This window comes from Maritalea sp. YIW29 (assembly GCF_057219265.1).
In genome coordinates, this window is sequence record NZ_JBXVVF010000003.1 from 16,114 (window position 1) to 33,588 (window position 17,475).

Annotated in this window: 15 protein-coding genes; 6 read left to right on the forward strand and 9 right to left on the reverse strand. The window is 49.6% G+C overall.

Going from position 1 to position 17,475, the window contains the following annotated elements; all coding sequences use genetic code 11:
- Positions 1 to 2 precede the first annotated feature (2 nt).
- The 7 genes from AC2D8L_RS15600 to AC2D8L_RS15630 form a co-directional block, all read right to left on the reverse strand.
- Positions 3 to 416, reverse strand: coding sequence for a hypothetical protein (locus tag AC2D8L_RS15600; RefSeq protein ID WP_484686434.1), 414 nt, complete (start codon positions 414 to 416; stop codon positions 3 to 5).
- Positions 403 to 1,827, reverse strand: coding sequence for a M20 family metallopeptidase (locus AC2D8L_RS15605; RefSeq protein ID WP_484686435.1), 1,425 nt, complete (start codon positions 1,825 to 1,827; stop codon positions 403 to 405). Before AC2D8L_RS15605 ends, AC2D8L_RS15600 begins: the two co-directional genes overlap by 14 nt.
- A 77-nt stretch (positions 1,828 to 1,904) precedes the next feature.
- Positions 1,905 to 2,819: an ABC transporter permease gene (locus AC2D8L_RS15610; RefSeq protein WP_484686436.1), complete on the reverse strand. Its 915-nt coding sequence runs from the start codon at positions 2,817 to 2,819 to the stop codon at positions 1,905 to 1,907.
- Positions 2,812 to 3,822 carry an ABC transporter permease gene (locus tag AC2D8L_RS15615; RefSeq protein ID WP_484686437.1) on the reverse strand — a complete coding sequence of 337 codons (1,011 nt, stop codon included), beginning with the start codon at positions 3,820 to 3,822 and terminating at the stop codon, positions 2,812 to 2,814. Before AC2D8L_RS15615 ends, AC2D8L_RS15610 begins: the two co-directional genes overlap by 8 nt.
- A gap of 123 nt (positions 3,823 to 3,945) precedes the next feature.
- Positions 3,946 to 5,649 (reverse strand): peptide ABC transporter substrate-binding protein, encoded by a 1,704-nt coding sequence (locus AC2D8L_RS15620; protein WP_484686438.1) that lies wholly within the window; start codon positions 5,647 to 5,649, stop codon positions 3,946 to 3,948.
- 122 nt (positions 5,650 to 5,771) lie between these two features.
- On the reverse strand, positions 5,772 to 6,782 hold the full coding sequence (locus AC2D8L_RS15625; RefSeq protein WP_484686439.1) for an ABC transporter ATP-binding protein: 1,011 nt from the start codon (positions 6,780 to 6,782) through the stop codon (positions 5,772 to 5,774).
- Positions 6,772 to 7,752, reverse strand: a complete 981-nt coding sequence (locus tag AC2D8L_RS15630; RefSeq protein WP_484686440.1) for an ABC transporter ATP-binding protein — start codon at positions 7,750 to 7,752, stop codon at positions 6,772 to 6,774. Before AC2D8L_RS15630 ends, AC2D8L_RS15625 begins: the two co-directional genes overlap by 11 nt.
- Before the next feature lie 297 nt (positions 7,753 to 8,049).
- Here AC2D8L_RS15630 and AC2D8L_RS15635 point away from each other — a divergent pair, with 297 nt between their 5' ends.
- Positions 8,050 to 11,262, forward strand: a complete 3,213-nt coding sequence (locus tag AC2D8L_RS15635; RefSeq protein WP_484686441.1) for a WD40/YVTN/BNR-like repeat-containing protein — start codon at positions 8,050 to 8,052, stop codon at positions 11,260 to 11,262.
- Positions 11,259 to 12,473 (forward strand): MFS transporter, encoded by a 1,215-nt coding sequence (locus AC2D8L_RS15640; protein WP_484686442.1) that lies wholly within the window; start codon positions 11,259 to 11,261, stop codon positions 12,471 to 12,473. Before AC2D8L_RS15635 ends, AC2D8L_RS15640 begins: the two co-directional genes overlap by 4 nt.
- A 49-nt stretch (positions 12,474 to 12,522) precedes the next feature.
- On the opposite strand, the gene AC2D8L_RS15645 is transcribed toward AC2D8L_RS15640, so the two are convergent.
- Positions 12,523 to 13,137, reverse strand: a complete 615-nt coding sequence (locus AC2D8L_RS15645; RefSeq protein WP_484686443.1) for a pyridoxamine 5'-phosphate oxidase family protein — start codon at positions 13,135 to 13,137, stop codon at positions 12,523 to 12,525.
- 195 nt (positions 13,138 to 13,332) lie between these two features.
- Between AC2D8L_RS15645 and AC2D8L_RS15650 the strand changes: the two genes are divergently transcribed.
- From AC2D8L_RS15650 to AC2D8L_RS15665, 4 genes are read left to right on the forward strand one after another with little or no spacing between them, the layout of a single operon-like run.
- The gene (locus AC2D8L_RS15650; protein ID WP_484686444.1) at positions 13,333 to 13,623 is read left to right on the forward strand and encodes an STAS domain-containing protein; all 291 of its coding nucleotides are present in this window, start codon (positions 13,333 to 13,335) and stop codon (positions 13,621 to 13,623) included.
- 7 nt (positions 13,624 to 13,630) lie between these two features.
- Complete coding sequence (locus AC2D8L_RS15655; RefSeq protein ID WP_484686445.1) at positions 13,631 to 13,990, forward strand: response regulator; 360 nt, start codon at positions 13,631 to 13,633, stop codon at positions 13,988 to 13,990.
- A gap of 32 nt (positions 13,991 to 14,022) precedes the next feature.
- Positions 14,023 to 16,467: a chemotaxis protein CheA gene (locus AC2D8L_RS15660; protein ID WP_484686446.1), complete on the forward strand. Its 2,445-nt coding sequence runs from the start codon at positions 14,023 to 14,025 to the stop codon at positions 16,465 to 16,467.
- 22 nt (positions 16,468 to 16,489) lie between these two features.
- Positions 16,490 to 16,969 (forward strand): chemotaxis protein CheW, encoded by a 480-nt coding sequence (locus tag AC2D8L_RS15665; protein WP_484686447.1) that lies wholly within the window; start codon positions 16,490 to 16,492, stop codon positions 16,967 to 16,969.
- Positions 16,970 to 17,072: 103 nt separating this feature from the next.
- Here the strand turns inward: AC2D8L_RS15665 and AC2D8L_RS15670 are convergent, their stop codons facing one another.
- On the reverse strand, positions 17,073 to 17,426 hold the full coding sequence (locus tag AC2D8L_RS15670; protein ID WP_484686448.1) for a hypothetical protein: 354 nt from the start codon (positions 17,424 to 17,426) through the stop codon (positions 17,073 to 17,075).
- Positions 17,427 to 17,475: the final 49 nt, after the last annotated feature.

Consider the following 17,475-nt stretch of genomic DNA (forward strand, 5'->3'; position numbering starts at 1 on the left):
GGCTAAGGCCCAACGCATGAAACAGCAACCGGTGCCACACCGGTAAAATGCAAGATACCGATTTGTACGGGTTCATTTTCATCATCAAACTGTCGAAGAAGCCGCACCGAAGCGAGGTGCTGATCTGCTTGGTCATCCATTAGCTCGAGATGAAGCATTTGATCATTCGCTGAGAACTGCAAAATTCTTGCGTTCTCAGCACCTTCGCGCTGTCGAGTTGAAACAAACCGCTCGCCAATCGATGCATCCACTTCCAAGGCATTGAGCATAGGCCCCGCGCCCAACAGAATGTCGACCGAAGCATCCACGCCGATGCCCTCACACCACATCGATGAGGTCGCATATGCTGTTTTTGGCAGCGCATTCAGTGAAGCGATCAGCCCTGATAGAATGATAATTTTGCTATTCAATTTCATTGTTTTTGGCTTTCATCGCTGCAAAATCCTCGCCTAACTCTCCCGCATCCCAAAATATGCCCGCCATCATTGCCAAGCCATCTTCTACAAGCGGCATAAGCAAATGCTCGTCAGGAGCATGTTGACCGCATGAGTTGTAGGAGTGGGGAACCCAGATTGTCGGCATGCCCAAAAGATCACAAAATATATCGTTGGGCAAAGATCCTGCGCCATTGGGCAAGATTTGTGGCGGTTCGCCAATGGTATTGGCAATTGAGTTGGCGCACCATTTCACCCATGGCAAATTGGGGTCATGCCTTGAGGCTTGGTAAGCTGGGTTTTGCTCTGGCTGTGTGATTTCAATTTCGGTGAAACCATGCCAATCTAAATGGCGCCTGAGGGCTGGAACCACATTGTCTGTGTCAGTGCCGACAATAAACCGCAACGCGCAATGCATGGCGGCGCGTTTTGGAATGGCGTTCACCGGGTTCTTGGCGTCCCCAACATCCATCGCCAACACGTCAAAACTGTTCCAAGAATAAAGTCTTTCGGGAACATTTAGACCAGGTTCACCCCAATCTTCGTCAGGCTCGTCGGCGCTTTCTCCGGGATCGAACGGACAATCTTTAAGAGCTGGACGCACATAGGCTGGAAGATCTTTGGGCAGCCATGCATCGATTAGTATTTTACCGTTGCGGTCCATGATGGTAGCTAGGGCATGGGCCAACAATACACTTGGATCAGAGATGATGCCGCCCCAGTTGCCCGAATGGTGATCTTCTTGTCGCAGATCGGCAACCAGCGAAAATTCCATCGCCCCGCGCACGCCGAGCATCATGGTAGGGCAATTAGGGGCAACGCGCGGCCCGTCTGATGCGATCAACACATCAGCTTTTAGAAGTTCTTTGTTGGCTGCGCAAAACTCGCGCAAGCCGGGCGAGCCAATTTCTTCTGACATCTCTACGAGGAAGACTAGGTTGAACCCAAGTTTGCCCCGGGCTTTCAACACGGCTTCAAGTGCTAGCATATTAATTGTGTGCTGCCCCTTATTGTCCGCTGTGCCGCGGCCATAAATCCGGTCGTCAATAATTGTTGTCGCCCATGGGTCAAGATCGTTCTGCCACTCGCCCTCCATGCCGGGCACCACATCGCCGTGGCCGTAGCAAAATATGGTTGGTAGTTGATCATTTTCATCTCGTCGGGCCACCAAAAACGGTCCGCCACCGGCCACCGGATTTTCGTGCAAGGTCACATCGCACCCCAACGTTTCAAAGTCGGGTGTCAGGATATCTTCTAAATAGACCCATAGATCCTTGTGGCTTTCGGGCACAGCACTCTGGGTGGGCACCGCGACACGCTTGGACAGATCCTCAATAAAACGACCATCTTTGGCAAAAGTCTTTGCAGTTATTACGGCTTCATCTCGGCTCATTGAGTAGGTCCATTATTTGTTGAAAAGAAAAGGGCGACCCAATGGGTCGCCCTCAAAATCAAGGTGAGGTGAGTGGATCACCGCCCGCGAATGCGTGGGTCCAATGCATCACGTACCCCGTCGCCAATATAATTGACGCTCAGAACGGTCAGTGAAATGGCAAGTCCGGGCCATATCACCCGCGCTGGATTAAGCGTCATGAAGTTCGCACCATCAAACAGCAAACGTCCCCAAGTTGGGAAATCTGACGGGAAACCAAGCCCCAAAAAGCTCAACGCGCTTTCGGTAATAATCGCGTTGGCGATCCCCAATGTGGCCGAGACCATCACCGGGCTCAATACGTTGGGGAAAATGTGCCGTGCCACAGTCTTTAGCGATCCGGTGCCAATCGAGCGCGCAGCCAAAACGAACTCTCGTTCTTTAATCGCCAACACTTCACCACGTACGATACGCGCCGTGTTCATCCAACTGGTGATCCCGATCACAAAAACAATCAGGAAGAAGATGCCCATTTCGGGCCCAAATACGGATCGTAAACTATCCCGGAACAACAGAATGATCACCAGCAACAAAGGCAAAATTGGCAGCGCCAAGAACAAGTCGGTTGTGCGCATCAGTGGGCCATCAAGACGTTTGAAGAACCCAGCAATCACGCCGATCAATGTACCGACCAACAGGGATAGACCCATGGCCGCAACACCCACGGCCAAAGACACACGTCCGCCACTCAAAACCTGAGCAAGCATATCGCGACCCAAATTATCTGTGCCCATTGGGTGTGCCCAGGTGGGGCCCAAATTCTTGTTGCGAATGTCTAAGAATTGAGGGTCAATTGTATGGATGAACGGTCCAAACAACACGGCCGCAACAATGAACAGGAAAATAATGGAACCCGCAACGCCACCTTTATGTTGCAGGAACTGGCGGAGTACATCGCCCCATAGGGAACGTTGTGGTTTAGCCATTACTGTGGAAGCTGTTTGATCAGTCATAGCGGATCCTTGGGTCAAGAATACCATAAACCACGTCAGCGATCAGATTGAACAGGACAATCAAAATCGCAAACATGAAGGTGAGGGTTTGAACGAGCGGGAAGTCACTACCTTGAATGCCGATAATCAGTAGCTGGCCCAATCCATTTACCCGAAAGATTTGCTCGGTAATGATGGCGCCGCCGAAAATCGTTGGGATGCCCAACGCAATCACGGTCACAACTGGAATAAGTGAATTGCGCAACACGTGGGTCAAGACAACCACTTTTTCCTGCATGCCCTTAGCCCGCGCCGTACGCACGTAATCTTGGCTTAAATTGTCCAACATCGAAGCGCGCATAAAGCGGGATATCTGTGCCGCGTTGAACAGCGCCAACACCGTTACGGGCATCACCATTTGTTTGAACTGTATCCAGAACGTTTCAAGGCTGTTGACCTGCAGCGTGGTGTCATAAACCGACGGGAACCATCCCAACTGAACCGAGAAAATTACGATCATCAATAGGCCGGTGAAGAAGGTTGGTACAGAAAATCCAACCATGGAGATGAAAGTCCCCAATTGGTCAAACCATGAATATTGTTTGTATGCTGAAATTACACCGATGGGCAATGCGATCAAAATTCCAACCACATAAGACAGGCCAACAACCCAAAGGGTTTGTGGAATGCGCTCTGCAAGAAGGTCAAATACTGGACCGCGGGTCGCAAATGAAATGATGCGAGGGCGGCTGGCAGGATCGCCAATTGAAATGCCAATTTGATCGAGCCAATGCAAAGGCTCGTAAATGAAGAAGCCGCGAAGCCATTTGAAATAAGCAATGTGCAAAGGTTCGCCAACGCCCAATGCTTCTCTGATTTTCGCACGCACTTCTGCGGGAATAGTCAGGGGCAAACTACCTGTAGGATCGCCTGGCGCTAAATCCAAAATGAGAAAGATGATGAAACTGATCACCAACAATGTCGGGATTGCAAAAAGCAGCCGCCTGAGCGTGAAATTCAGCATGTAATGTCCCCGGAAAAACTCTTATCATTAAGTCGCAAATTGACTTGGTCTTAAGCCAAGGAGCGACCTTGGGGCATCGCCCGCAACCTAAATTTTAGGCCGCGGGCGATACGATTTTGATGATTAGTTACGTGTCCACTCTTCAGCAAACGCTAGCTCTGAATCCCAAGGATTAAGAACAACGTTACCTAGAGCGTTAGACGCAGCTGATACGCGACCACGGTGAATAAGTGGGATCATCACATATTCCTGCATAAGCATATCGTTCATCTTTTTCGCCATTTCAGCACGCTTCTCAATAGAAGCTGTCTTACCCATTTCAGCGCTTAGAGCATTATACTCTTCTGAACAGTAGCGTGGCATATTGTTACCAATCCACTGGTTCGCTGGTGATGGGATTTCTGAACATACCCAGTTGCCCATATAGGCTTCAGGATCTGTGCCGTCGAAGTTGTTGGTGTACATTTCGATGTCAGCAAAGAACTTCTGGAATGTATCAGGAGATGATTGGTCACCACCAAAGAACACGCCAGCGTCAATGTTGCGCAATTCAGTTTCAACACCAATCGCCTGCCACATTTGTTTGATCAAAGCTTGTGTGCCCTGACGAACTGAGTTGGTAGATGTTTGGTATAGAATTGAAAGACGAACACCGTCTTTAGCACGAACGCCGTCGCTGCCCATTGCCCAACCTGCATCGTCAAGTAGCTTGTTGGCTGCATCAACGTCTTGTGTCTTACAAGCGTCATTTGCAGAAGAAGCATAAATTGCAGGCGCTGGAAGCACGTTACAAGTTACCTGGCCGTTTGGACCGTAGCCAACTTCAACCAAGATATCGCGGTCAATAGCCAAAGACAAAGCTTTACGCACATTGATATCGCTTAGGAATGGGTGAGCCCCACCTTCAACAGTACCACGCTTGTCGCCAAGATCAGGGTTAACGTCAGTCAACTGAACCATCAAACGCTCAACAGATGTACCAAACGCAGCGATGATTTTGCCTTTACCAGCAGCTTGCATTTGATCAAGAACTTCAGGCTCAACCTGAACGTTCCAAGCATAATCAAACTCGCCAGTTTCAAGCACTGAACGTGTAGTTGCAGCACTATCGCCACCACCCTTTAGCACTGCTGTCGCAAATGCAGGTTGGTTAGGGTTGCGGTAGTTTTCATTGGCTTTAAATGTCACCACGTCATTCGCGCGGAACTCGTCCACAACAAATGGGCCAGTACCAATTGGGCCAAAGTTTGCATCAGTACATTCTGGGGCTTTCGCGCCCATGCAGTCTTTAAACTGAGCTTCCTGGATCACTGGTGCAGTAGCGCCAACAAATGGGCCATATGGGAATGGTTTTGCAACAGAGAAGTTCACACGAACAGTGTGATCATCAATTGCTTCCACGCTTTCCACATCAGCAAAGTTTGAAGCCGCGTTACAACCACCTTCTGGGTGCATACAGTAGTTCGCTGAGAATACAACGTCGTTCGCTGTAAATGCTGAACCGTCTGACCAAACGATGCCGGTTTTCAATTTCCAAGTGATTGAACGAAGGTCGGCAGCAACGCCACCATTTTCAATTGTTGGAATTTCTGCAGCCAAGGCAGGTTCCATAGAACCGTCTGGGCGATAGTTTGCCAACGGATCAAGGATCAAAGACGAAGCTTCAACGTCTTTAGTACCACCAGACAAAAATGGGTTCAAAATAGAAACAGCTTGCCAGTAGGCAATGTTTACGTTTCCAGCTGAACCGCGCTCTGCGAAAGCGGCTGAGCCAGCAAAGCATGATGCTGCTGCAGTCGCCAGAACGAGGGTTTTAAGTTTACGCATTTAGTTCCTCCTATTACTTACTAAAACCTTGTTATTATTTTCATTTGAGCCGGTTCAATCCGGCTTCCCGATGCAATTTCGTAAGTAAAAAAATGCACCGAATTGGTATTATCGTAATTCGATTATTCTTCGACCAAGTGGCATGCCACATAGGCCCCATCACCAAGATGCCGCCATTCCGGCTCTTGGTCAAAACACTTTTCAACGGCCACCGGGCAGCGCGTGCAAAAACGACAGCCTTTTGGTGGGTTCGCTGGGCTTGGTACATCACCTTGCAACACGATATGTTCGCGTGTTTTCTCGATCTCTGGATCGGGAACTGGCACAGCGGACAAAAGTGCTTTCGTGTAAGGGTGACGAGGGTTCTTATAAAGTTCTTCTTTAGGCGCGATTTCAACAATCTTGCCCAAATACATAACCGCCACGCGGTCCGCGATATGGCGCACCATGCTCAAATCATGACTGATGAACAAATAGGTCAGCCCCATCCGCTCTTGAATATCTTGCAGCAAGTTCACCACTTGGGCTTGGATCGATACATCAAGCGCGGCAATTGGTTCGTCGCAAACAATAAAATCTGGCTCAAGCGCAAGCGCTCGGGCAATACCGATACGTTGGCGTTGGCCGCCTGAAAACTCGTGCGGGTAGCGGTTCACGAACGATGGGTTCATGCCAACAGAATCCAGCAAACTTTTCACTTTCTCCTGCTTTTCCTTGGTCGACATTTTGGTATGTTCGTCCAAAGGTTCGGCAATAATATCGCCAACCGTCATGCGAGGGTTCAAACAGGCTTGTGGGTCCTGAAAAATCATCTGCATGCGCGGGCGCATTTTCAGCATTTCGCCTTTGTTTAGGCTTGAAATATCAATGCCCTCAAAGTCGATTTGACCGTCGGTCAATTCATAAAGGCGCAGCATAGCGCGACCGGCGGTTGATTTGCCGCATCCACTTTCGCCCACCAAGCCCAGTGTTTCACCACGCTTAATGTCAAAATTTAGCCCATCGACGGCCTTCACAGAGCCAACTTGGCGCCGCAAAATGCCCGCATGAATGGGGAAGTGAACCTTTAGGTTTTCGGCCCGAACAAGTGTCTCGCCGCTCGCGATTGCATCAACTGTCGTCTCAACCGTCATGGCGAGGTGCCTCCTTCTCAACATCCCACCAGCACGCTACATCGTGCACGCCTTCAATGCGCTCAAGCAGCGGGTTCTCATTGTGGCAGCGATCAAATGCATGTTCACAACGCGGGGCAAATGGGCATGATTTTGGCTCACCGCCAATGCTTGGTGGCGAACCCTTAATGCTACGGAGCCGTGTTTCACCGCTACCCTCGGTTGGCAGCGTGTTGAGTAGGGCGCGTGTGTAAGGGTGCAGTGGTCGCTTATAGAGGTCGTCCACTTTGGCATGTTCCACAACAAATCCGCCATACATAACAATAATGCGGTCAGATATACCAGCGGCGACGCCTAGATCATGGGTAATCCAAACAATCGCCATGCCAAGTTTTTTACGAAGCTCTTTAACCAGCTCGATAATTTGGGCTTGAATGGTCACGTCTAGCGCCGTTGTCGGCTCATCCGCAATAAGAATTTGGGGATCACAGGCAAGGGCGATCGCAATCATTACCCGTTGACGCATACCGCCGGAAAATTGGTGTGGGAAATCATCAAGGCGATTGGCGGCACCTGGAATACCGACAAGCTCAAGCAATTCAATGGCGCGATCGCGTGCTTGACCTTTGTCCAATCCAAGATGTTCTTTTAAAGGTTCCATAATCTGGAAGCCCACGTTGAACACAGGATTTAGCGATGTCATGGGATCTTGGAAAATAAACCCGATTTTGCCGCCACGAACTTCTCGCAACTCTTCGGGTTCCATTTGCAACAGATCATTGCCATCAAACATGACTTTGCCTGACGCGATCTCCGCTGGCGGAATTGGGAGCAATTTGAGCAACGACATCATCGTCACGCTTTTGCCTGATCCACTCTCACCTACAACACTTAACAACTCACCCTCTTCAAGATGAAAACTGATGCCGTTTACGGCATGCACTACACCATCTTGAGTGTGGAATACGGTTTTTAGGTCCGTAACGTCCAATACCGGCTTAATAGCCCTTCCCCCCAGAATTTATTTTTTTCAAAAACAGTATCCAAGGCAAAAAAAATTTCAAGAACAAAATGTCTTACAATCTATATTATTGGTGCTTGCCAACTTTAGCTAAAGGTGCATTCATTGATTGGTTGAACCATTAAAACGTGTGCTGCTGGCAGTAACGCGAACTGTCAAAGCATGTTCTTTGTTTTGATAAACCTATGTTTATATTTAAAAAATGGGAAAACGTACCCGTTGTTACTACCCTGCGGGATTGGATAGTTGTTCAGGAGGAATTGATAAATGACCACGAAGTCAGAAATTGCGAACAGTAATGCCATGCCGGCGGCTGCAAAAGCGGACTTGGTCAGCTCGGGACTGAACTGGAGATGCATTGGCCCGCCGCGTGGCGGGCGTGTTGTCGCCGTTGCTGGCGATCCAATTGACCCGATGACATTTTATTTTGGCGCCTGTGCCGGAGGGGTATGGAAAACTAGTGATGGCGGCATTTGTTGGGAAAATATTTCTGACGGCTATTTCAACAGCGCTACGGTTGGTGCGCTTGCTGTTTCTGAGAGCGATCCAAATGTAATTTATGCGGGCATGGGCGAAACCACCATCCGAATTGATGTTTCCTATGGCGATGGCGTCTATAAGTCGACTGATGGCGGCGAAAGCTGGATCCATTTGGGTTTAGAAGAAACACGACATATTTCAGAAATTCGTGTTCACCCAGACGATCCAGATACCGTTTATGTGGCAGCGTTTGGCCATGCGTTCGGCAAAAACAAAGAACGCGGCATTTATCGCTCTGTCGATGGTGGTGAGAATTGGGAACTCATTTTGCACGAAAGCGACGGTGCGGGTGCGATTGACCTGGCCATGGACCCAAACAATCCGCGCCACCTGATGGCGACAACATGGGAAGCGCACAGGCACTTCTGGACATTGTCGAGCGGCGGGCCGGGCAGTAAAATTTATCGCTCCAAAGACGGGGGCGACACATGGGAAAACATCACAGACCGCCCCGGATTTGCCAAAGGTATGTTGGGGAAAATGGGTGTGGCTATTTCTCCGGCTCAATCCGGTCGAGTTTGGGCGCTTGTTGAGGCTAAGGGCATCGAAGGTGCTCTGTATCGATCTGACAATTTCGGCGATAGTTGGGAGCGTGTTAGTCCAAATCGTGACCTTTTGCATCGGCCTTGGTACTATATGCATGTCTTTGCGGACACCACCAATCCGGACACTGTTTATGTAACGAATTACCAAATGTGGAAATCCACAGATGGTGGCCGAAATTTCGACGAGATCACCACGCCCCATGGCGACAATCATGACCTTTGGATCGACCCGATTAACAATCAGCGCATGGTTCAAGGAAATGATGGAGGCGGCAATGTGTCGTTCAATGGTGGCAAAACGTGGACGTCGATTTACAATCAACCAACCGCCCAGTTTTATCGCATGGATATCGATAACCAATATCCTTATCGCCTTTATGCGACCCAACAGGATAATACTTCGATTTCGGTGCCTTCTTCGACCGAATGGGGCGCTATTACCCTAGGTGACTGCACCTACCCGGGCACGGGTGAGAGCGGCTTTATCGCGGTTCATCCAGATGATGCAAATATTGTTTATGTTGGCGCGGTCGGCTCTTCGCCGGGCGGCAGCGGGGCATTGCAGCGCTATGACCAACGCACCAGACAAAGCCAATTGATCAATGTGTGGCCCGAGGAAAATACAGGGCTGCGCCCGCGTGATCTGAAATATAGGTTTGCGTGGACTTTCCCCATTCATTTCTCGCCACATGATTCCAATGTGATTTATGCCGGTGGCAACCATGTGTTCAAGACGACAGATGAAGGCAAAAGCTGGGAGGTTATTAGTCCAGACCTAAGCTTGAACGATCCAGAAAAACTTGACTACTCAGGTGGTCCGCTAACTGGCGATAGTGCTGGGGCAGAAACCTATGCGTCGCTTTCGACTTTTATCGAGTCGCCACATCGAAAAGGCGAATTATGGGCCGGTACGGACGATGGTTTGATCCATGTAAGCCGTGATGCTGGTTCAAATTGGCAAAATGTAACGCCCCCGGACCTACCGGAATTGGCCTATATCGGTTCGGTTGAAGTATGTGAGCAGGATCCAGATAAAATTTACGTCGCCGCAACACGTTTCAAACTCGACGACTATAAGCCCTATCTTTATGTCTCATCCGACAGCGGCAAAAGCTGGAAATCGATCAACGGCAATATGCCAACCAATGAGATCACGCGCGTATTGCGCTCTGATCCAGTTTCTGCCGATCTGTTGTTTGTCGGCACTGAAACGGGTGTCTTTTATTCGCTGGACGATGGCGAGCATTGGGTGCGCGTGGAGGGCGGTTTTCCAGTGGTGCCGGTGTATGACATTAAGATCAAAAATGAAGATTTGGCGGTAGCAACCCACGGGCGATCATTTTGGATCGCCGACGACATTACGCCGTTGCGCGAAATGGCCAAAAAGCACGACGTCACCCATGGGGAAATGTTGTTTAAGCCGCGCGACACGGTTCGACAAAAGCTGCATTGGGCCACTGGCGTTTTTGATGGCGACGGGAAGAACTACAGTCCAGCATTTGGTGTTGGCGGCACGACTTTTAATAAGCCCCAAAGTGACGGGACAACCAAAAATGTTCACTATGATGTAGGTGAAAATCCACCAAATGGCGCCATCATTTATTATTGGTTTGACGAGAAACCGGAAGGCGTCGTTGAACTCATATTCAAGAGTATGGATGGCAAAGTAATTGCCACATTCTCCAATGGTGAAGATGAGAAACCAAACCGCAAACTCGCGACAGATGTCGGGCTCAATCGGTTCATTTGGGACCTGCATTTGCCTGCCCCAACGCCATTTGATCAAAGCCTGATCAAAAAGCCCTATGAGCCGTTGGCTAAGTCAGGTGATGGGCGCGGACCACGCGTAAGCGCGGGCACATATCTTGTTGAACTTGATGCAGAAGGCGCGAAAATTGAACAGCAATTTGCTGTGGTGAAAGATCCGCGTTTGGACGTGTCGCAAGACGATCTGGATCAGCAATTTGACGAGCTGAATATGCTGCATGAGTGCCAAAGTCGCCTGCACGAAGGCGTCAACAGTTTGCGTTATCTGCGCCAACAGCTGGACGGGCTTGAACGTAAATTGGGTGCTGGCCACCAGGCTTTGCTTGAACAAGCGGTGACAATTGGCGAACAATTGACGGACATTGAAGGCGCGCTGGTCAACCGGTTTAAAGAAACACCGCGCGATGTCTTGCGCCATCCAGCTGGTCTAGACGATACGCTCGGCGAACTTTCATGGGCACTTTCAATTGCGGACACCGCACCGACAACGCAAGTTGTCGAGGTGAGCATAGAGGTTCGCGAAAAAGTTGATACGCAGCTTTCGGCGCTTCAGGCGTTGGTCGAGGGGCCAATTGCGGCGTTGAATACGGAAATTGAAAAAACTGGGGTGCCAGCAATTTCCTCATGAGTCGAATGCCTGACGTGAACAAAAATCTGTGGCGGATTACTGCCGCAGATTTTATCGTACGAACCGCTTATCAAATGGGAAAGTCACCCTTGCTGCCTTTATTTGCCGCAAGCCTTGGTGCGAGTTCCGCTTTGCTCGGTTTGATCGTGTCCGTATCCACAATGAGCGGCTTATTTCTCAAACCCATTTTTGGTTTTCTTTCGGACCGCTCGGGCCGCAAGCTTTGGATGTTGATCGGCGTGTGCCTATTTGCTTTCACACCCGCGCTATATTGGTTCGTCCAAACGCCGGAACAGTTATTTGGCCTCAGGCTGTTCCATGGGTTGGCAACTGCAATTTTTGGTCCGGTTACATTGGCCTATGTCGCATCGTTGGCATTGGAGAAACGGGCAACAAGGCAAGGTTGGTTCGGCCTTGCGCGGTCGGGAAGTTATCTGATTGCACCAACAGCATCCGCATGGATGCTTGGATTTATGGATCCCGCCGCTGTCTTTTCAATAATAGGCGCGATGAGTTTGCTTTCGTTTTTTCCAATTTTAATGTTGGATGAACCCAACCAAGAAAAGGCAAAAGAGCCGACAAAACAGAACTACATTTCCGAATTCATGCATGCAGCTCGCCAAGCCGGGAAGGCGCCCATATTGTGGTTTGCCGGATCCATTGAAATGCTGGTCTATATTTCGACATACGCCATCAAGGCATTTTTGCCGCTTTATGCACATCTGGAATTGGGCGTTGATTTGCTCACAGTTGGGATTTTCTTTTCCCTTCAAGAAGCAGGCAATCTTTTCGCCCGGCCGTTTGGCGGCATGCTGGCCGATCGGTTTGGCCTGCGCCCGACGCTTGCATTTGCGTTAGCCATGTTGAGCATTTGCATTTTCTTGCTAACTTACGCGTCTGCCGGACATGAACTCATATTGATCGCTATAATGATGGGTCTCATGCTTGGTGTTAGCCTCCCCACGATCATTGCGCTCTATAGTTTGGAACTTGAAGACAAAAATCTTGGCCTTGGCATGGGTATGCTTGGGACTATTCGAAATCTGGGCAAAGTTGCTGGCCCGATTGCTGGCGGATTTCTGTTAGCGATTGCGAACTATCAGACGTTTTTTACGACCTGCGCGCTGGTTGTATTGTCTCTTTCTATTGCCCTATTTCTCGGCTGGGTCGGAGAGACGAATAGCGCAAGGGTTAGAACCCAAGACCAATAAACACCAATCTAATTCTAGCTAATTGGCGCTAAGCGGCGTAGCTTGCTCCTTACCACATGGTCTTTTCAGCACGGCCAGCCCATTCATCATCATATTTTTGCCCGCCAACTTCGCCCTTTGTTAGGGTCGACAAAATCTCGCCCGCTGTAGGAAGTGTTTTCGGATCGATATGCTTATCTGCGTCCCACATATGGGAACGCATGAGCGCACGAGCGCACTGGAAGTAAACACGGTCAACCTTCAAAACAATCGCGGAACGGGGCACTTTGCCATTTACCTCAAATGAAGCCAACAACTCTTCATCAGTCGTTATGCGTGCTTGGCCATTGACCCGCAGCACGGTGTTACTGCCCGGAATGAGAAACATAAAAGAAGTACGTGGATCCCGAACAATATTGCGCAGCGAGTCAATCCGGTTATTGCCTCGCCGGTCAGGCATGATCAGCGTTTTTGGATCATAGATGCGCACAAAGCCTGGCTGGTCGCCGCGAGGCGAGCAGTCAATGCCTTCATCAGCAACCGTCGCAAGACCAACAAATGGCGAAGAATTTATGAATTGAGCGTAGATGTCCGCAATATAATCCAACTCTTTGACCAAAGATGCAGCCGAAGGGCTTGTACCGTAGATGTTTTCGAGTTGCTCAATCGAAGAAATATACTGCATGCATTTTGGTCCTTAAGTCGCTGTTTTCCGAAAGACTAAGTCCGGGACCGATTCGGTGCAAATGGCCGCAATTATTCTATTGTCGCTTCCATTAAAACCAAGAAAATTGGCCTTCTTTTAATATGGTTAGGAAATATTAAACAGTTCCGGCTGAAACTGCGCGAGAATGAATCGCGTTTTCGGGGGATGCCCACCATGGCAGACACGCAGCTAAAACAGATGAAATTGCCAGCAATTGCGGACATTGGCGCAGTAGACGAACTGCGTGATGAGATGCTTGATGCACTGAATAATGGCGATCTCGAGGTAAGCCTCGATATGGTAGAACGCGTCTCAACCAATGCGTTGTTTATGCTGTTGAGCGCAGCTCAGACGGCGAAAAACCACAATTATAAACTTCTGCTTAGCGCACCAAGTGAACATTTTACCAACGCCCTAGAGACGTTGGGCTTGGATAGCGCCTTTGCACCATTGATGAAAGGATAGTTCGTTTATGCGTGTACTCACGGTTGACGACTCTCGTACGATATTGGCAATGCTTCAGCACACGCTTGCCGGTGCAGGATACGAAGTTCTGCAGGCTGAGAATGGCCAAGAAGGGCTCGACGTGTTGGGCAGTGAAGATGTGGATGTGGTGATCACCGATATCAACATGCCAATTATGGACGGCATTGAATTTATCAAAAATGTGCGTTCGTCTGGACAGTTTCAAAGTCTGCCAATTCTAATTTTGACCACTGAGACTTCTCAGGACAAACGCGATCAGGGACGGGCCGCTGGCGGTACGGGCTGGATTGTTAAGCCGTTTGACCCGGCAAAGTTGCTAAGCGTGATCAAGAAGGTTTCGCACTAAGAATTTAAACCAAGTGTATCGTTGGATGTGCAATGAGCGAATTAGACGAATTTAAGGCTACCTATTTCGATGAGTGTTCCGAGCTCTTAACAGAGTTGGAAGAACAATTCATGGCGATTGAAGAAGGCGATCAAGATCCTGAACGCCTTAATGCTGTATTCCGCGCCATCCATTCGATAAAAGGCGGCGCCGGTGCATTCGGCTTTACCGGACTTGTTAGTTTCGCGCACAGCTTTGAGACACTTTTGGACTTCGTGCGCGACGGGCGCATTGTACTAAACCCTGAAGTTTTGGCTCTTTGTATCCGCTCCAGTGACCTTGTCGCAGATTTCGTTACCGCCGCTCAAGAAGAGCGCGAGTTGGAAGAAGGTTACGGCGCTGAGCAAAAAGCAGCTTTTGAAGCCCTATGTAATCCTGATGGGGAAGGCGAAGGCGACGAACATTCTAATGACGATTTCGACATCGATTTCACACCTGTCATGGTTGGTGGAGACGATGGTGCATCGTCCGATAGCGAAGATGTCTTTGACAATCCGCCTCTAACATCAAGCGATGATACGGATTTGGGCGCGGCCCTAACGGATGCGGTTGATGACCTTGCAGGTTCCGACATTGCCTTTGTTGAAGACGATCAAGCTGGTGAGAAAACCGACGCTTGGACTTTGGAATTCACGCCACTTCCAGCGCTCTTTGAACGCGCGAACGATCCGCTACTTCTGTTCCGCGAACTCGCAATTGTTGGCGAATCCAACGTGGTCGCAAATATCCGTGAAGTGCCAGAACTAGACCAATTTGAACCTTTCCAGCCCTATTGCAAATGGGTTGTTTCGCTTAAAGGCGACGATGTCACCGAAGAACGCATTCGCGAAGTATTTGAGTTCGTTGAAGGCGACTGCGAAATTGCAATTACCCCGCCAGGAACACCTGTCGCGCCTGTTGCTGCATCACTCGTTGGCAACCTAGACGAAGTTGAACCAGCTCAAGAGGCGCCAGCCGAGGAAACCGCTGGCGATGAAGCCCCGAGTTTCGCGGACCTAGCTGGAGAGCTAGGTGTTGATATGGACAAGGCCGACGACATTGTCGCGGACGAAGAACCGGCCGCCGAGATCGAAGTGCCAGAAGAAACAGCAACGGCACCTGTTGAAGATGTTGCATCTGTTGAGGACGTTGCCCCTGAAGAGCCAACACCTGCTCCGGCACCTGTTGTGGCTGCGACGCCAGTACCGACACCGCCAGCTGGCGGTGGTGATGCAGCTGCGAAACCAAAAGTTGCGCCAAAAACCAATGAGAAACCGCCTGTTCAATCTATTCGGGTGGACCTTGATAAAGTTGACCGTGTTGTGAACATGGTTGGTGAGTTGGTGATTACACAGTCCATGCTGACCCAGCAAATGGATGAGACACTTCGTGATAAGTACCAAGAACTTGTGCGAGGTATCGAAGTATTGGCCCAAACGACACGTGGTCTACAAGATTCGGTTATGGCGATCCGCGCCCAACCTGTGAAATCTGTATTCTCTCGTATGCCAAGGCTGGTTCGAGAACTAGCCAATAAAACAGGCAAAAAAATCAAGCTGGAAATGGTTGGCGAACATACAGAGATCGATAAAACGGTTATCGAGCAATTGTCTGATCCGCTGACGCACATGATCAGAAACTCTGCTGACCATGGTATTGAATCAGTAGAGACACGCACAGGTAACGGCAAGGTCGACACCGGCACGATCACGCTATCAGCTGAACAAGCTGGTGGTAACATTTTGATTATCGTTGAAGATGATGGTGCGGGTATTAACCGCGAACGCGTGCTGGAAACTGCAAGAGAGCGCGGTGTTGTTGGCCAAGAGCAGACACCAACCGACGAGCAAATTGATAATCTAATTTTCGCGCCAGGTTTCTCAACCGCTTCTGAAATTTCAGATATTTCTGGTCGCGGTGTGGGCATGGACGTTGTGTTGTCCAACATCAAGAAAATTGGCGGTTCGGTTCATGTGCGTTCAGTTCCCGGACGCGGCACAAGAATGACATTGCGCTTGCCACTTACTTTGGCGGTGCTTGATGTCATGCTCGTGTCGGTCGCAGGCTGCCCATATGTGGTGCCGCTTTCTTCAATTGTTGAAACGATTCAGGCCGGACGTGCAGACTTTGGCAAAGTGCCAAGTGGCGCGCGCTTGCTGCAAATTCGCGGCGAATATGTGCCTGTTGTAGACCTTGCGACCCGCTTTGCGATGTCGACAGAAGCTGAAGAAAAAGATCGTTTTGTGGTGCTTTGCGAAGCAGAGGGCACCAACAAGCTCGCAATTATTGTCGACGAAATTATCGGTCAGCAGCAAGTTGTGATTAAGAGTTTGGAAGAAAATTATGAACGTATTGACGGCATAGCCGGCGGTACAATTTTAGGTGACGGTCAGGTTGCCCTAATCGTTGATGTGCAGAGCCTTAAGACGCCTGTGGGTCATCGCAGCGCGGCGGCGTAACGCGAAAGATTGAGAGGAAGTTATGGAAGCCATTGAACTCAACGAAAACCATCTTGAAGTCGGCGGTGCCAATTCAATTCAATTGATTGCATTTTCGATTGGTGAACAAGCATACGGTGTGGAAATCACAACCGTTCGAGAAATTCGAGCATGGAACGGCGCAACGCCGTTGCCCAACACCCGCGAATTTGTCCGCGGCGTGGTGAACTTGCGCGGAACAATCGTGCCGATCTTTGATCTACGTGCGCGATTTGGCGCAGGCGTAACCGAAGCAACGAAAACACACGTGGTTGTTGTGTTGGCGGTTGGCGAAAAATGGATTGGTATTCTTGTGGATGCCGTTTCAGATATTTTGACTGTGCAAAAGAACGATATTCATTCTGTGCCTGAGGGCGAAAACATGGATTCAGAATTGTTGAATGGCATCGTGACCCACGACAGCAAAATGCTGGGGTTGATTGATCTAGAAGCCGTTGTTGGTCAAGCAACAGACGAATCCTAAGAATTGCTGCCTCTCAACAAAGGGGCTTTTCGTTAGCCAAACAAAAAAAGGCCCGGATTTTACCGGGCTTTTTTAATGCACTAATTGGGGGGGTAACTGAGAATTAGAACAGTTCAATGTCATCGTGCTTAGCACGACCAGCAATCCCAGACAAATTGGGCTTACGTAATTCGTCCAAAGTCAAATTGGCCCAGACATCTGCGCTCTCAACTTTTTCTGACACTTCAACCAATTCCGCCATGGATCTGGCGGCATTCGCAATGTTGTCGCATCGTTGTTGGATGCGATCTTGCGCCTGTAGCGCTACAATTATTGTTTGAACTGCAACTGCACGTGCATCCTTACATTCACGATTATCGTCCATCAAGATGGACAAACCCTCGTTAATTTTGTCGACCATTTCAGCGGTCTGTCTGGACGTTTCATCAAGCTCGATGGCAAGTTTGGCCAAAGACATACTTATATTCCCCCATTTCCAACAGCACCCACACTACATCGCATTTCCT

Excerpts from the sequence above, each read along its gene's own strand:
- AC2D8L_RS15600 (WP_484686434.1), bottom strand. The coding sequence starts at position 416 with ATGAAATTGAATAGCAAAATTATCATTCTATCAGGGCTGATCGCTTCA.
- AC2D8L_RS15635 (WP_484686441.1), top strand. The coding sequence starts at position 8,050 with ATGACCACGAAGTCAGAAATTGCGAACAGTAATGCCATGCCGGCGGCT.
- AC2D8L_RS15610 (WP_484686436.1), bottom strand. The coding sequence starts at position 2,819 with ATGACTGATCAAACAGCTTCCACAGTAATGGCTAAACCACAACGTTCC.
- AC2D8L_RS15660 (WP_484686446.1), top strand. The coding sequence starts at position 14,023 with ATGAGCGAATTAGACGAATTTAAGGCTACCTATTTCGATGAGTGTTCC.
- AC2D8L_RS15625 (WP_484686439.1), bottom strand. The coding sequence starts at position 6,782 with ATGACGGTTGAGACGACAGTTGATGCAATCGCGAGCGGCGAGACACTT.
- AC2D8L_RS15650 (WP_484686444.1), top strand. The coding sequence starts at position 13,333 with ATGGCAGACACGCAGCTAAAACAGATGAAATTGCCAGCAATTGCGGAC.
- AC2D8L_RS15605 (WP_484686435.1), bottom strand. The coding sequence starts at position 1,827 with ATGAGCCGAGATGAAGCCGTAATAACTGCAAAGACTTTTGCCAAAGAT.
- AC2D8L_RS15645 (WP_484686443.1), bottom strand. The coding sequence starts at position 13,137 with ATGCAGTATATTTCTTCGATTGAGCAACTCGAAAACATCTACGGTACA.
- AC2D8L_RS15655 (WP_484686445.1), top strand. The coding sequence starts at position 13,631 with ATGCGTGTACTCACGGTTGACGACTCTCGTACGATATTGGCAATGCTT.
- AC2D8L_RS15670 (WP_484686448.1), bottom strand. The coding sequence starts at position 17,426 with ATGTCTTTGGCCAAACTTGCCATCGAGCTTGATGAAACGTCCAGACAG.
- AC2D8L_RS15665 (WP_484686447.1), top strand. The coding sequence starts at position 16,490 with ATGGAAGCCATTGAACTCAACGAAAACCATCTTGAAGTCGGCGGTGCC.
- AC2D8L_RS15615 (WP_484686437.1), bottom strand. The coding sequence starts at position 3,822 with ATGCTGAATTTCACGCTCAGGCGGCTGCTTTTTGCAATCCCGACATTG.
- AC2D8L_RS15620 (WP_484686438.1), bottom strand. The coding sequence starts at position 5,649 with ATGCGTAAACTTAAAACCCTCGTTCTGGCGACTGCAGCAGCATCATGC.
- AC2D8L_RS15640 (WP_484686442.1), top strand. The coding sequence starts at position 11,259 with ATGAGTCGAATGCCTGACGTGAACAAAAATCTGTGGCGGATTACTGCC.